The following is a 12,974-nucleotide window of genomic DNA, read 5'->3' as shown; positions in this document are numbered from 1 at the left end:
GTTTCCTTCCTTCGCCGGCAGGAACGTGCCGGACGGTCCGTAGCAAAGGCCCCCAGGTGTGTGGGGTGTCTACTTCGATGACGTATCACCAAAGCATCTGGTCCAACGCTGCGGCGGCAACTTACATTCCTTCCTGATACATGCGGGCTCAGAAGTAGCCGGGACGGACGGAGGTGGACATCAGGTCGAGCAGGGCGGTCACCGCACGGGTCGGTTGCCGGCCGCTGACCGTGATCACCGACAGCGTCCAGCTCAGGTCGTTTCCGGCGATCGGCAGCTGAGCCACGCCTGGAGCGGACGCAGGCTCCAGCTGAGGTACGACGGCCACGCCGAGGCCGACCCGGACGTAGTCGGGGATGGTGGTCAGCTCGGGCACCTCGACCTGGATCCGGCGCGGCATGCCCGCGGTGTCGAAGGCCCGGTCGACCATGCTGCGATTCCCGAACCCCCGCGGCATGTCGACGAATCGCTCGCCCCGGAGCTCGTCGAGCCGGATCGACGGCCGGTCGGCCAGCGGATGCGACGACGGCAGCAGGACGACGAACGGGACGGTCGCGAGATCGCGGACCTCCAACCCGTGCAACTCCGATCGCGCCAACCCCACCAGCGCCACGTCGAGCCGCCCGTGCCGGACGTCGTCGGCCAAACCACTCGACCCGGTCGGCGACGTCGTCACCTGTACGTCGACCAGCGGATACGTCCGGTGGAACGCGCCGAGCAGCTCGGCGAGGTTGACCAGGCCGAGCCGGGCCAACGTGCCGATCCGGATGTTGCCGCGCAGACCCGCCGACGCCTCCTCGACCGCGGCCCGGGCCCGGTCCAGCGCCTCCAACGCGGCCTTGGCCTCCGGCAGCAGGGCGGCGCCGGCCGCGGACAGTGTCACCCGCCGGGTCGATCGGTCGAACAGGGTCGTCTTGAGGTCGGTCTCGAGCGCCCGGACAGCGGCCGACACCGTGGACTGGACGGTGAACAGTCGCTGCGCCGCGCGGGTGAAGCTCAACTCCTCGGCGACGGCGACGAAGTACTCCAACTGGCGACTGTCCATGGCGGCAATTATCGGAAGCCGCGATAAGAGCATGCAAGAACTTTCGTTGGACTCGATAGATCGGCCGGGCGATCCTGAAGACATGTCCGCTCTGACCAGTACCAGTCCGCGCTCCGTCGACTCCCGGAGGATCGCCCACGGACCCGGGTTCTGGGTGATCGCCGCGGCGTTCCTGACCACAATGGCGTTCTCGACCGTCCCGACCCCGCTCTACGCGATCTACCAGCACCGCGACGGCTTCCCGACGTACGTCATCACGATCATCTTCGCGAGCTATGCGGTCGGGGTGATGGCCGCGCTGTACCTGGCCGGTCACGTCAGCGACTGGCTCGGGCGCCGGCGGATCGCGCTGCTCGCCGTCCTGGCGGAGGCGTTGTCGGCGGTCGTGTTCCTGGTCTGGCAGGACGTGCCGGGGTTGCTGCTGGCGCGTTTCATCTGCGGTGTCGGAGTCGGCGTGCTGACCGCGACCGCCACCGCGCATCTGTCCGAGTTGCGGCAGGTCGCGCGTCCGGGGGAGGACCCGAGCCGGTCTGCGCTGGTCTCCAGCATGGTGAACATGGGCGGCCTGGCGCTCGGTCCGCTGGTGGGTGGGGTTTTGGCGCAGTACGTGTCGTCACCGCTCGAGCGCCCGTACGAGGTCTTCCTGGTGTTGTTGCTGGTCAGTGCGCTGGGGATCGCGCTGGTGCCGGAGACGGTGCAGCGGCTGGAGGAGCGGCCGGCGTACCGGCCACAGCGAATCGCGCTGCCCTCGTCGGCGAAGCCGCTGTTCTTCGCGTCCGCGGCCGGAGCGTTCGCGGCGTTCGCGATCCTGGGGTTGTTCACCTCGCTGGCGCCGACGTTCCTGGCGGGGACGCTGCACCACACCTCGCGGGTGCTCGCCGGTGGGGTGACGTTCCTGGTGTTCATCGCGGGTGCGGTGAGTCAGGCGGCCTTCGTGCGGGTGACTCGCCCCGGCCAGTTGAGGCTCGGCCTGGTCTTCATGTCGCTCGGTCTGATCGGGGTCGCCGTCGGCGGTCTGCTGCCCAGCCTGTGGGTCTTCGTCGCCGGCGGTGTCGTCGCGGGTGCCGGCGCCGGTCTGGTCTTCCGCGGTGCCGTCGCCACTGCCGCCTCCCTGGCCGACACTCGCGCGCGCGGCGAGGTCCTGGCCGCCCTCTTCCTGATCGCGTACGCCGGCCTCGCCCTCCCGGTGCTCGCCATCGGCGCCGGCATCGCCGTACTCCCGGCCCAACTCGCCTTGCTGGTCTTCTCCGCGATCATCCTGCTGCTGGTGAACGTCGCCGTACTCCGGATGCTGGCGGCGCAAGGAGACCGTCCGCGCTCGTAGGATTCGGCCTATGGGTGTGAAGGTGCGGGCGGGGGAGCAGGACGCTTATCTGGCGCGGGTGGGGCGGGCGGGCATGTTGTTGCTGCCGATGATCACCGGGGTCGGTGAGCAGGTTCGGGAGTGGGCGGACGAGTTGGCCGGTGAGGGGATCACCGCGCTGGTGTGGGATCCGTTCAAGGGGCGCAGTACCGACAACGCCTCCCGGGAAGAGCTCGGGACGTTGGCGCGGAAGCTGGACGACGACCAGGCGCTGGCCGAGCAGGGCGAGTTGCTGGATTACCTGCTGGGCGAGCTGGGCTGCAACCGGGTCGGGGTGATCGGGTGGTGCCTCGGCGGGCGCTTCGCTTTGTTGCTCGCGGCAAGGGATCGGCGGGTCACCAACGTGGTCGCGTTCCATCCGACGGTGCCGTCGGACCGGCCGTCACATCACACGTACGACGCCATCGCCGAGGCCGGCGCGATCACGGCGCCGGTGCTGGTCAGCTACCCGGGTGCGGACACCGCCGTACCGAAGGCCGACTTCGAAGCTCTTCAGACCGCGCTCCAGGCCCGGCCCACGGGCGCCACCTTCACCCAGTACTTCCCCGGCGCCGACCACGGCTTCTCCGACAAGGCCCGGCACACCAACCCGGTCAACGCCGATGCGTTCCGCCTCGCCTGGCCGCAAGCCCTGGCCTTCATGAGAACCACCACGCACTAGGCCGCGGTGGCCGTCCGGCGGTGGGCGGTGGGGGTGGTACCTCGTACGCGTTTGAAGGCGACGCTGAGCGCGAAGGCGTTGGCGTAGCCGACGCGGCGGGCGATGGTTTCGACGGTGTCGCGGGTGGACCGGAGGAGGTCGGCGGCCAGGGTGATGCGCCAGCCGGTCAGGTACGTCATCGGGGCCTCGCCGACGAGGGCGGTGAAGCGGCGGGCGAGGCTGGCCCGGGAGACGCCGACGCGGTCGGCCAGCTCGGTGACGCTCCAGGGGTGCGCGGGCTCCTCGTGGATCAGCCGCAACGCCAACCCGGCTACGGGATCGCTCTGCGCCTGGTACCACCCCGGCGCATGCGACTCCGGACGGGCGAACCACGCCCGCAACGTGGTGATCAACGCCAGATCGAGCCACCGGTCCAGCACGCTCTGCTGACCGGGCTCGTCCCGCTGGATCTCACCCAGCACCATGTCCATCACCGATCCGGCCACGTCGGCCGCCGGTACGACGAGGACCGACGGCAACGCGGCGAGCAGCCGCTGACTGACGTCTCCGGCCAGCTGATAGGTGCCGCTGGCAATCATCGCCTCGCCCTCGGCGCGCCCGCCGTACGTCCGGACCCCCAGCCGGGCGCTGTAGTCGACCGGAGCGCCCGGCAACGGTTCGCACACGCCGCCCGGATGAATGCGGAGCTGCGGGGCGGTCGCCAGGGCGTCGCCCACGAAGTACGGCTGCGTGCCGGTGAAGACCGCGACGTCGCCCTGCTCCATCCGCATCGGCTCGATCCCGTCCCGCCGTACCCAGGCCGAACCGCGGACCAGCGTCGCCAGCGACAGCGCCGCCTGGTCCCGGATCTCGAGCGCCCAGGGCGGATCCAAGATCGTCAGGTTGAACACGCCGCCGCGCGCACGGGTCCCGGCCAGCAGATCGTCGAGCACGTCCATATGCCCACCCTACGCCACCGTGAGCGCTTCAGACATCGAATTGCGCAGAACAACCATGGTTCAGCTCACCGAACCGCGATGAACTTGAGCCATGACAACGACACCGATTCTGATCCTGAGTGGTAAAGGCAAGACCGGCCGCCGCGTCGTCGAGCAACTCGAGGCCCGTGGGGTGCCCTACCGGCTCGCCTCCCGGTCGAGCGAGCAGCGCTTCGACTGGTACGACGACAGCACCTGGTCCGCGACGATCGCCGGCGCCGACACGGCGTACCTGGCGCCGCCGGTCGGGCCGACCGGGCTGGCCCAGGCCGGCCGGTTCATCAAGCAGGCCGCGGCCGAAGGTCTCCGCCGGGTCGTGCTGCTGTCCGGCCGCGGCGTGGGCAGCCCCGGCCGCGACTTCGCCGTGTACGACGGGTCGGTGGCACTCGAGGACGCGGTCAAGGCGAGCGGTGCGGACTGGACGATCGTGCAGCCGGCGTGGTTCGCGCAGGGGTTCAGCGAGGACTTCCTGCGCTACCACGTGCTCGCCGGTGAGATCCGGGTGTCCGCCGGCGACGGTGGCGAGGCCTGGATCGACACCGACGACGTCGGCGACGTGATGACCGCCGTACTCCTGGACGAGACGCACACCGGCGCGACGTACCCGATCTCCGGACCGCGCTACCTGACCATGACCGAGGTCGCCGCGGAGATCTCCCAAGCCACCGGCCGACCGCTCAGCTACGTCGATCTCGAGCCGGAGGCGCACGTCGCCGAGCTGGTCGAGCAGGGGCTCGACCAGGAGGATGCCGAGGCCGTCCGCGACCTGTTCGCGGTGATCCGCAACCACCGCTCGGAGTTCGTCTCCGACGGCGTGCAGCAGGTCCTCGGCCGGGCCCCGCGAGACTTCACCGACTGGGCCGAGGCGACCGCGAAGACCGGGATCTGGGGGTAGAGCAGGCTCCACCCCCACTGGGCAGTCCGCGGGATGGGGAGCGGCAGCCGGCCGGGACAGGGTTGAAGCAACCACCAAGGAGGCTTCGATGAAGAGAATCCCGGCCGCTGTCGCCCTGCTCGCCGCAGTCGCCCTGCCGGCGTCCACAGCGACCGCAACACCGTCCACAGCGACCGCACCACCGTCCACCCGGCAAGCGACCAGCCCGATCCCGGCGCTGACCCGCGCCGCCCACCCGCTCGTGAGCACCGAACCCTCGGGCAACGCCTGGGACCTGCGCCCGCTGACCAGGATGGTCGGTACGGCGAAGGTCGTCGGCGTCGGCGAGGCGACGCACAGCTCGCACGAGTTCTTCACCCTCAAGCACCGCATCTTCCGGACCCTGGTCGAGCAGAAGGGATTCAGCGCCTTCGTCCTCGAGGCGAGCTGGAGCACCGGCCTCGAGCTCGACCGGTACGTCGTCACCGGCGTCGGCGACCCGCGCGAGATCATGCGCCGCGAGTTCCAGGACGCGTACAAGTTCTGGAACACCCAGGAGTACCTGGACCTGATCGAGTGGATGCGCTCGTACAACCGCACGCACGCCCGCAAGCTCCGCTTCGTCGGCGACGACGTCGGCTACGCGAGCCCGTCGCTGATCGACCGGGTCGCCCAGGGCGATCCGCGCCTCGTCCGCCTGTACGCCGGGATCCGTTCGACCGCGGAGTACAAGGACTGGAGTACGGCGTACTTCGCCAAGTCGCTGGGCGAACGCCAGGCGATCGAAAGGTCGACCCGCGCCGCCCTGCGACTCGTGCAGCGGACCGGGGACCGCTGGGCGATCCAGCACGCGCGGGCGATCTGGCAGACGTCGAAGCTGTACTCGTTCGACGTCGAGAACCCGAAGGAGTTGCCGAAGGCAATGTTGTTCCGCGACCAGGCGATGGCGGACAACACGGCCTGGTGGACCCGGACCACCGGTGACAAGGCGGTTCTGTCCGCGCACAACGGCCACGTCGGGTACGACTCGTCGATGCCGTCGCAGTACCCGAAGATCCAGGGCGCGTTCCTGCGCGAGCAGCTCGGCCGGGACTACGTGAACGTCGGCTTCAGTTTCGACAGCGGCTCGTTCAACGCCAACGACACCGAGGACCCGCAGGGCACCCTGCGCACCTTCACCGTCCCGCCCGCACCGGCCGGCAACAACGAGCACACCCTCGACCAGGTCCCGTACCGCGACTACCTGGTCGATCTCCGCACGCTGCCGAAGAAGACCCGCGACTGGCTGGAGGTCGCCCGGCCGACCCGCGACATCGGTACGGCGTACCCGTGGCCGGACCTCCCGGTGAAGCTGGGCGCGACGTACGACGTCCTGATCCACCTGCACCGGGTCACCGCGGCGCACCTGCGCTGACAACTACGGACCGCCAGCACTCCACAATCGTGGTCGCGCGGACGATCGCACGCTCAGGCGATCGCCGCCGGCTCGATTGTGGAGTACTGGCGGTTCGGTGTCAGCGGTGGCTGTGCTGGAGCTCGACGTACTCGGAGTGCGTCATCTCCCGCAGCTCGGACGGGGCGGTCTTGGCCTGGACGTTCGCGCCCTGGCCGACGGCGCCGCCGCCGAAGACGAGGTTCGCCCAGTTGTTCTGCGCGGTCAGCGTCGAGGTGGCGTTGTCGTCGTTGATGTCCGCCGCGGTGGTGTCGGTGGCATCACCGTCGCAGTTCCAGTCGATCGGGCTGCTGGCCGCGCCGCTGGTCGTGCGGGTGGTGCCGTTCGGGCACTTCCACTTCGTCCGGAACCCGGAGGCGGAGCTGCCGAGACCGACGGACTCGCGCAGGCTCGCCTCGTTCAGCGCCGCCGGGGCGACGTTCGAGTAACCCCAGTAGAGGGTGCCGTTGGCCCGGATCACGCCGCCGAGCTGGAAGAAGTAGTTCATCACGCTCAGGTAGTTCGGCTTGTAGTTGCCGTGGTCGGTGCCGCCGTGCCGCAGGCCCAGGTTGTGCCCGAGCTCGTGGATGAAGGTGCCGACCTCCTGGTCGTCGGTGCCGGCCCAGCCGCACTTCGGGCCGACGGTGACGATGAAGGTGTCGTTCGGGATCGCGAACGCCTGGCCGCTGCTGCAGCCGCCGTCGTAGCTGTCGGCCCAGAGCATGTAGTGGAAGACGGCCCGGCGCGCACTGGCGAAGTTCGCGTTCTTGATCGCGGTGGTCTGCGAGCCGGACGGCTGCAGGTTGTCGTCGTACGCGACCTGGTTGCCACCGCCGAGGTTGTACGCCGATCCGCCGGCCGCACCGGCGTCGAGGTGGATCCTGATCCCCGTGGTGCCGTCGGGGTTGCTGACCGGCGCGCTCGCGAACACCTGGACGATCCGGTCGAGCCCGGCGGTGCTCGTGAGCCGGCCGGACATGTAGTCCATCTCGACGAACAGGTCCTTCTTCGTCGGCGACGCACCCATCGCGGGCAGGTTGACGTCGATGGAGCCGTCACCGTTGGCGTCGTACCCGTTGGTCTCCCAGGTGTCGGGCAACGAGTCGCCGTCGGTGTCGGTGGCCAGGGGTGCGGCGACGGCGCGGGCGGGCTCGTCGGCCGACGGGGGGACGGCGGCCACCGCGCTCGTGGCGGCGAGCGCGGCGGCGGCCAGGGAACCGAGCATGGTGAGCAGGGCGGGGCGGGGCCTCATCAGATCTCCTTGTGGGCGGTGGGTGATCTGTCCGCCACCGTAGGTGATCTGGCTCACTCAGGGCGGCTCAGGAGAGCCAGTGGCCCGATTGGGTCAGTTCGCCGAGCGCAGCATCGCCCGGATGCCGACGGTCAGTCCGAGGACCGCCGTCACGATCGCGGCGACCCAACCCCAGAGCGCGGCACTCGAGAACACGTCCCCGGAGAACAGCGTCCGCTCGGCGTCGACGACGTACGACAGCGGGTTGAACTTCGCCGCGACCTTCATCCAGCCCGGCCCGGTCTCCAGCGGGAGCAGCATCCCGGACAGGATCATCAGCGGAAACAGGAACGTCTGCTGCACCACCCAGAACATCCAGTCCTGCTTCCGCACCGCGATCGCCAGCGCGTAGCTGAAGGCACCCAGGCCGATCCCGAACACGGCGAGCAGCGCGAGTCCGACCAACGCGCCGCCGAGATGCAGGTCGAACGCGAACGGCGTCATCACCGCGATCACGATCACCGCCTGGCCGAACAGCGGCACCATCTCCTTCAGCGCCCGGCCGACCAGCAGCGACGACCGCGACAGCGGCGTCACCAGCATCCGCTCGTGCGCACCGGTCTGGAACTCGAACAGCAGGTTCGCCCCGGTGGTCGACGTCCCGAACAGCGTGGTCATCACCAGGATCGACGGCACGAACCACTGCCAGACGCCGTCGCCGAAGGTGCCGCCCATCGACCCGGACAGCAGGGGCCCGAACAGGGCGAGGAACACCAGCGGCTGGATCATCCCGAACAGCAGCGAGAACGGGTCCCGCAGCACCGGCTTGAGCTCCCGGGTCATCACGATCCGGACGTCGCGGAAGAAGTTCCGCTGCGGCTCGGCCGCGATGTCGACCGGCGTGGAGGCGAGGGTCAGGGTGGTCATCAGGCTGCCTTTCCGTTGGAGTCGGCCTCGCGGAGGCTGCGGCCGGTGAGGTTGAGGAACACGTCGTCGAGGGTCGGGCGGTGCACCTGCGCGGCCGCGACCGGAAGGCCCCGCTCCTGGGCGGCGGCGATCAGGGCCGGCAGCGCCGCCGGGCCGTCCGCGACCCGCACGCTGAGCTCGTCGCCGGCGGCAACCACTTCGCGGGCTCCCGGCAACTTCCCGGCCAGCTCCGCGATCGCGGACAGGTTGCCCGGTGCCACCGTGACGGCGAGCCGGTCGCCGGCCAGCTTGGTCTTCAGCGCCTCGGCGGTGTCGTCGGCGATCACCTCGCCGTGGTCCACCACGACGACCCGCTCGGCCATCGAGTCGGCCTCGTCCAGGTAGTGCGTGGTCAGCACGATCGTCATCGCGTACTGCTCGCGCATCCGCAGGATGTGGTCCCACAGGTTCGCGCGGTTCTGCGGGTCGAGACCGGTGGACGGCTCGTCCAGGAACAGCAGCTTCGGCGCGTGCACGAGGCCCATCGCTACGTCCAGCCGCCGGCGCTGGCCGCCGGACAGTTCGGACACCTTCCGCCCGGCCAGTTCGGTGAGCTCGAGCGCCTCCAGCAGTTCGCCGGTACGACGCTTGGCCGTCCGCCGGTCGAGTCCGTAGATGACGCCCTGGCCGACCAGTTCGTCGCCGGCCCGCTGGTTGTGGCCGGCCCCGTTGCCCTGGCCGACGTACCCGATCTTCCGGCGGACCTGGCTGGGATGCGTGGTCACGTCGTACCCGGCGACGGTCGCGGTGCCGGAGGTGGGGGCGATCAGGGTGGTGAGCATCCGCAGGGTGGTGGTCTTCCCGGCGCCGTTCGGGCCGAGGACGGCGACCAGCTCGCCGGGTTCGACGTCGAGGCTGATGCCGCGGACGGCGTGCACGGTCTCGGTGCGGCTCACCACGAAGTCGCGGGTGAGCTCTCGGGTGCTGATCACGATGTCTCCTTCGGTCTTGATCCGTTGAGGAGGACATTTCCAGCAGTAGAGGACAGGTTCTGGCCGTTACTCGTGGCAATCTGAGGACATGTCCGAAACCTCGGCCCGACTTCTCTCGCTGCTGTCCTTGCTGCAGGCCCGCCGCGACTGGCCGGGCGCGCTGTTGGCCGAACGACTCGAGGTCAGCCCGCGTACCGTCCGCCGCGACGTGGATCGGCTGCGCGACCTCGGCTACCCCGTGCGCGCGACCAAGGGACCGGACGGCGGCTACCGCCTCGACGCCGGCGCGGACCTCCCGCCGCTGCTGTTCGACGACGACCAGGCGATCGCGGTCGCGGTCGCCCTGCAGACCGCGACCACCACGGTCACCGGGATCGAGGAGGGTGCGCTCCGCGCGCTCGCCACCGTCCGCCAGGTGATGCCGGCCCGGCTCCGGCAGCGGGTCGACGCCCTGCAGGTCACCACGGTCGACCGGTACGCCGACTCGCGCCGTACGAAGGTGGACTCCGACCAACTGATCGCGATCGGTATGGCGGTCCGCGCCCGGGAGGTACTGCGGTTCGACTACGCGTCACCTAGATCCGCGGACGAGGAGTGGCAACCGCCGCGGAAGGTGGAGCCGCATCACCTGGTGACGTGGGGCGGCCGGTGGTACCTGGTCGGCTGGGATCTCGACCGGAAGGACTGGCGGACGTTCCGGGTGGACCGGATGACGCCGAAGACGCCGACCGGTCCGCGGTTCACCCCGCGGGAGTTGCCGGCGCCGGACGTGGCGACCTACATCTCCAGCCGGTTCCGGACGCAGGAGCAGTGGCCATGCCGGGGCGAGGCGATCCTGCAGGCGAAGGCGTCCGACGTCGTCCAGTGGGCCGGCCGGTACGCGATCGTCGAGGAGATCACCCCGACCAGTTGCCGCCTGATCCTGTCCGCCTGGTCCTGGACCGGCCTGGCCGCCAGCTTCGGCATGTTCGAGTGCGACCTCGAGTTCGTCGGCCCGCAGGAACTGAAGGACGCGGCCACGCAACTCGCCGCCCGCTACCACGTGGCCGCCTCATGACCGTCGAGCTGATCGTCGCCGACGTGGATGCGTGGCACGCCTGGCTGAGCGAAGAGCACGAAGTGAACGACGGCATCTGGCTGGTGCTCGCCAAGAAGAACGTCACGGACCCGACCAGCCTCACCTACGACCAGGCGCTCGACGAAGCGTTGTGCCACGGCTGGATCGACGGGCAGCGCAAGGGCCGCGACGACCGGACCTTCGTCCAGCGGTTCACCCCGCGGCGGGCGCGCAGCCTGTGGTCGAAGCGGAACGTGGGCATCGTCGCGCGGCTGGAACGCGAGGGCCGGATGGTCGACGCCGGGCGCGAGCAGGTGGAGCGCGCCAAGGCCGACGGCCGGTGGGAGCAGGCGTACGGCGGCTCCAGCGACCTCGAGGTGCCGGCCGACCTGGCCGAGGCGCTGGCCGCCGTACCGCGGGCGCAGGCGATGTTCGAGATCCTGACCAAGGGCAACCGGTTCGCGGTCGTGTACCAGGTCAGCTCGGCCAAGCGCGCGGAGACGCGGGCCCGGCGGATCGCGCAGTTCGTCGAGCAGCTCGCGCGCGGCGAGACGATCTATCCGCAGAAGCGGACGCTTTGATCAGTACAGGACCGGGTTGAGGGGTGAGGAGACCTGGTCGCCGGGCTTGTTGCCCGGCATCCACGAGGCCAGGTCGGCCTCCTGGTAGCGGTTCGACGGTGTCGCGATCTCCATGGCGGCATCGACGTAGATGATCGTCATCACCCGCCGAGGTACGTCGGACCGGTTCGGCGGCGCGTGGTGGAAGGTCCAGCCGAGGTGGTAGCTGACCTCGCCGAGCTCGTACGGCTCCGAGATCTCCGGGAAGTCCTGCTCGGCCAGCGCCGCCTGGAGCACCCGCTCGGACTCGTCGCTGATCGGCAGGTCGCGGCCGTGCTCGAAGACGTGACTGCCGGCCGCGAACGACAGCGGGCCCATCTCCATCGGCGTCTCCTGCAACGGCACCCACACCGTCACGCACCGGTCGGTCGCGAACGGCCAGTAGTACTGGTCCGCGTGCCACGGCGTGACTCCGCCGCCGGACTCTTTGTACAGCGCCTGGTCGTGGTACAGCCGGACCGACGGCACCCCGAGCAGTTGCGCCGCGATCCGCGCCAGCCGCGGCGACGAGACGAACTCGAGCACCTGCTCGCTGTCCTGCCACAGATTCGTCACCTGCAGGAACGCCTTCCCGTAGGTGTCGCGCTCCTCCAGCGGCAGGTGCTGGGTGTTCAGCTCGATCACCTTGCCGGTGATCTCCGGTTCGTACGCCGCGATCGTCTCCGGACTGAGCACGTTCTTCAGCTTCACGAAACCGTGCTCGGCGAACTGCGCGATGGACGACCGGCTGAGGGCGTAGTCGGCCACGAGCTCTGGGCGGGTCGACCGGGGCGGTGGGGTGGGCGAGGTATCCAGCGCTGACATGGGACCTTAGGGTTCACGGCCGATGCATCGCTGTAAAGATCAGTGATCAAATCTTTGCGGTTTGTGCGAACCGGTTCAGTGCCGCCAGGATCAGCTCCCTCGTCGTGGTCCCGCCCGATCCGTGACCTTCCTGCTCGACCAGGTGCAACTCGGCGTCCGGCCAGGCCTGAGCCATCCGCCAGGCGATGTCGGGTGGGCTGCTGATGTCCAGCCGGCTGTGGATCAGCACGCCCGGGATCCCGGCCAGCTTGCCCGCCTCGCGTTCCAGGATGCCCTCCTCCAACCACGCCGCGTGACCCCAGTAGTGCGTGACGAGCCGGGCGAGCCGCAGCCGGAAGACCGGGTCGTCGTACCGCGGGTCCGGCTTCCAGCCCGGATGGGTCCGGACGTGCGTGTCCTCCCAGTCGCACCAGTCCCGCGCGGCCTGTTCGCGGACGGCTGGATCCGGGTCGTGCAGCAACCGGCTGTACGCCAGCGCCAGATTCCCCTCCCGCTGATTGGCCGGTACGCCGTCGCGGAACCGGGCCCACTCCTCCGGGAAGATCCGGCCCATCTCCCGGGTGATCCACTCGACCTCGCGCCGGGTCGTGTTGGTGACGCTGAACAGCACGATCTCCGAGACCGCCTCCGGATGCCGCTCGGCGTACGCGAAGCCGAGCGTCGCACCCCAGGACGCGCCCAGGATCAGCCACTTCTCGATGCCGAGCAGGGTGCGGAGCTGCTCGAAGTCCGCGATCAGGTGGGCGGTCGTGTTCGTGCTCAGGTCCACGTCCGGCTCGGCGGCGTCCGGCGTACTGCGGCCGCAGTTCCGCTGGTCGACCAGGGCCACCTTGTACGCCGAGGGGTCGAAGTACCGTCGCCACCAGGCACTCGCCCCGGAACCTGGCCCGCCGTGGATCACCACGGCCGGCTTGCCGTCGGGGTTGCCGCAGACCTCCCAGTAGACGCGGTGGCCGTCACCGACGTCGAGCAGGCCGTGGTCGTAAGGCTCGATCTCGGGGTACATGCAACT

General features: G+C 69.7%; 13 protein-coding genes. 6 read left to right on the top strand and 7 right to left on the bottom strand.

Features of this window, described 5'->3' with window-relative positions; all coding sequences use genetic code 11:
- Positions 1-148: 148 nt before the first annotated feature.
- Positions 149-1,045 (bottom strand): LysR family transcriptional regulator, encoded by an 897-nt coding sequence (locus tag ACQPYZ_RS35545; protein ID WP_433163760.1) that lies wholly within the window; start codon positions 1,043-1,045, stop codon positions 149-151.
- 82 nt (positions 1,046-1,127) lie between these two features.
- Here ACQPYZ_RS35545 and ACQPYZ_RS35540 point away from each other — a divergent pair, with 82 nt between their 5' ends.
- Together ACQPYZ_RS35540 and ACQPYZ_RS35535 are read left to right on the top strand one after the other, a co-directional pair.
- Positions 1,128-2,369: an MFS transporter gene (locus ACQPYZ_RS35540; RefSeq protein WP_433163758.1), complete on the top strand. Its 1,242-nt coding sequence runs from the start codon at positions 1,128-1,130 to the stop codon at positions 2,367-2,369.
- A gap of 10 nt (positions 2,370-2,379) precedes the next feature.
- Positions 2,380-3,069, top strand: a complete 690-nt coding sequence (locus ACQPYZ_RS35535; RefSeq protein ID WP_433163757.1) for a dienelactone hydrolase family protein — start codon at positions 2,380-2,382, stop codon at positions 3,067-3,069.
- Here ACQPYZ_RS35535 and ACQPYZ_RS35530 read toward each other — a convergent pair.
- Positions 3,066-4,007: a cupin domain-containing protein gene (locus ACQPYZ_RS35530; RefSeq protein ID WP_433163756.1), complete on the bottom strand. Its 942-nt coding sequence runs from the start codon at positions 4,005-4,007 to the stop codon at positions 3,066-3,068. The genes ACQPYZ_RS35535 and ACQPYZ_RS35530 overlap by 4 nt on opposite strands.
- Before the next feature lie 91 nt (positions 4,008-4,098).
- Between ACQPYZ_RS35530 and ACQPYZ_RS35525 the strand changes: the two genes are divergently transcribed.
- Together ACQPYZ_RS35525 and ACQPYZ_RS35520 are read left to right on the top strand one after the other, a co-directional pair.
- Positions 4,099-4,941, top strand: coding sequence for an NAD(P)H-binding protein (locus ACQPYZ_RS35525; RefSeq protein WP_433163754.1), 843 nt, complete (start codon positions 4,099-4,101; stop codon positions 4,939-4,941).
- An 88-nt stretch (positions 4,942-5,029) separates the two neighbouring features.
- Entirely contained in the window at positions 5,030-6,334 is a 1,305-nt protein-coding gene (locus ACQPYZ_RS35520; protein WP_433163752.1) for an erythromycin esterase family protein, read from the top strand.
- 100 nt (positions 6,335-6,434) lie between these two features.
- On the opposite strand, the gene ACQPYZ_RS35515 is transcribed toward ACQPYZ_RS35520, so the two are convergent.
- The 3 genes from ACQPYZ_RS35515 to ACQPYZ_RS35505 all read right to left on the bottom strand — a co-directional run bounded on the left by ACQPYZ_RS35515 (position 6,435) and on the right by ACQPYZ_RS35505 (position 9,481).
- Positions 6,435-7,604: a hypothetical protein gene (locus ACQPYZ_RS35515; RefSeq protein ID WP_433163750.1), complete on the bottom strand. Its 1,170-nt coding sequence runs from the start codon at positions 7,602-7,604 to the stop codon at positions 6,435-6,437.
- Positions 7,605-7,697: 93 nt separating this feature from the next.
- Complete coding sequence (locus tag ACQPYZ_RS35510; protein WP_433163749.1) at positions 7,698-8,510, bottom strand: ABC transporter permease; 813 nt, start codon at positions 8,508-8,510, stop codon at positions 7,698-7,700.
- Positions 8,510-9,481 (bottom strand): ATP-binding cassette domain-containing protein, encoded by a 972-nt coding sequence (locus ACQPYZ_RS35505; RefSeq protein ID WP_433163747.1) that lies wholly within the window; start codon positions 9,479-9,481, stop codon positions 8,510-8,512. The genes ACQPYZ_RS35510 and ACQPYZ_RS35505 overlap by 1 nt, the downstream gene beginning before the upstream one ends.
- Positions 9,482-9,569: 88 nt before the next feature.
- Between ACQPYZ_RS35505 and ACQPYZ_RS35500 the strand changes: the two genes are divergently transcribed.
- Together ACQPYZ_RS35500 and ACQPYZ_RS35495 are read left to right on the top strand one after the other, a co-directional pair.
- Complete coding sequence (locus ACQPYZ_RS35500; RefSeq protein ID WP_433163745.1) at positions 9,570-10,538, top strand: helix-turn-helix transcriptional regulator; 969 nt, start codon at positions 9,570-9,572, stop codon at positions 10,536-10,538.
- Complete coding sequence (locus ACQPYZ_RS35495) at positions 10,535-11,119, top strand: YdeI/OmpD-associated family protein (protein ID WP_433163744.1); 585 nt, start codon at positions 10,535-10,537, stop codon at positions 11,117-11,119. The genes ACQPYZ_RS35500 and ACQPYZ_RS35495 overlap by 4 nt, the downstream gene beginning before the upstream one ends.
- Here ACQPYZ_RS35495 and ACQPYZ_RS35490 read toward each other — a convergent pair whose 3' ends face one another.
- Together ACQPYZ_RS35490 and pip are read right to left on the bottom strand one after the other, a co-directional pair.
- Positions 11,120-11,962 (bottom strand): phytanoyl-CoA dioxygenase family protein, encoded by an 843-nt coding sequence (locus ACQPYZ_RS35490; RefSeq protein WP_433163742.1) that lies wholly within the window; start codon positions 11,960-11,962, stop codon positions 11,120-11,122.
- A gap of 46 nt (positions 11,963-12,008) precedes the next feature.
- Positions 12,009-12,968: a prolyl aminopeptidase gene (gene pip / locus ACQPYZ_RS35485; RefSeq protein ID WP_433163740.1), complete on the bottom strand. Its 960-nt coding sequence runs from the start codon at positions 12,966-12,968 to the stop codon at positions 12,009-12,011.
- Positions 12,969-12,974: the final 6 nt, after the last annotated feature.

This window comes from Kribbella sp. CA-247076 (assembly GCF_050942445.1).
Classification (GTDB): domain Bacteria; phylum Actinomycetota; class Actinomycetes; order Propionibacteriales; family Kribbellaceae; genus Kribbella.
The sequence above is the reverse complement of the archived record's forward strand: the minus strand, read 5'-3'. Positions and strand labels throughout refer to the sequence as shown.

Coding starts and splice junctions, on each gene's coding strand:
- ACQPYZ_RS35535 (WP_433163757.1), top strand. CDS start 2,380: ATGGGTGTGAAGGTGCGGGCGGGGGAGCAGGACGCTTATCTGGCGCGG.
- ACQPYZ_RS35525 (WP_433163754.1), top strand. CDS start 4,099: ATGACAACGACACCGATTCTGATCCTGAGTGGTAAAGGCAAGACCGGC.
- ACQPYZ_RS35540 (WP_433163758.1), top strand. CDS start 1,128: ATGTCCGCTCTGACCAGTACCAGTCCGCGCTCCGTCGACTCCCGGAGG.
- ACQPYZ_RS35530 (WP_433163756.1), bottom strand. CDS start 4,007: ATGGACGTGCTCGACGATCTGCTGGCCGGGACCCGTGCGCGCGGCGGC.
- ACQPYZ_RS35520 (WP_433163752.1), top strand. CDS start 5,030: ATGAAGAGAATCCCGGCCGCTGTCGCCCTGCTCGCCGCAGTCGCCCTG.
- ACQPYZ_RS35510 (WP_433163749.1), bottom strand. CDS start 8,510: ATGACCACCCTGACCCTCGCCTCCACGCCGGTCGACATCGCGGCCGAG.
- ACQPYZ_RS35515 (WP_433163750.1), bottom strand. CDS start 7,604: ATGAGGCCCCGCCCCGCCCTGCTCACCATGCTCGGTTCCCTGGCCGCC.
- ACQPYZ_RS35495 (WP_433163744.1), top strand. CDS start 10,535: ATGACCGTCGAGCTGATCGTCGCCGACGTGGATGCGTGGCACGCCTGG.
- ACQPYZ_RS35500 (WP_433163745.1), top strand. CDS start 9,570: ATGTCCGAAACCTCGGCCCGACTTCTCTCGCTGCTGTCCTTGCTGCAG.
- pip (WP_433163740.1), bottom strand. CDS start 12,968: ATGTACCCCGAGATCGAGCCTTACGACCACGGCCTGCTCGACGTCGGT.
- ACQPYZ_RS35490 (WP_433163742.1), bottom strand. CDS start 11,962: ATGTCAGCGCTGGATACCTCGCCCACCCCACCGCCCCGGTCGACCCGC.
- ACQPYZ_RS35545 (WP_433163760.1), bottom strand. CDS start 1,045: ATGGACAGTCGCCAGTTGGAGTACTTCGTCGCCGTCGCCGAGGAGTTG.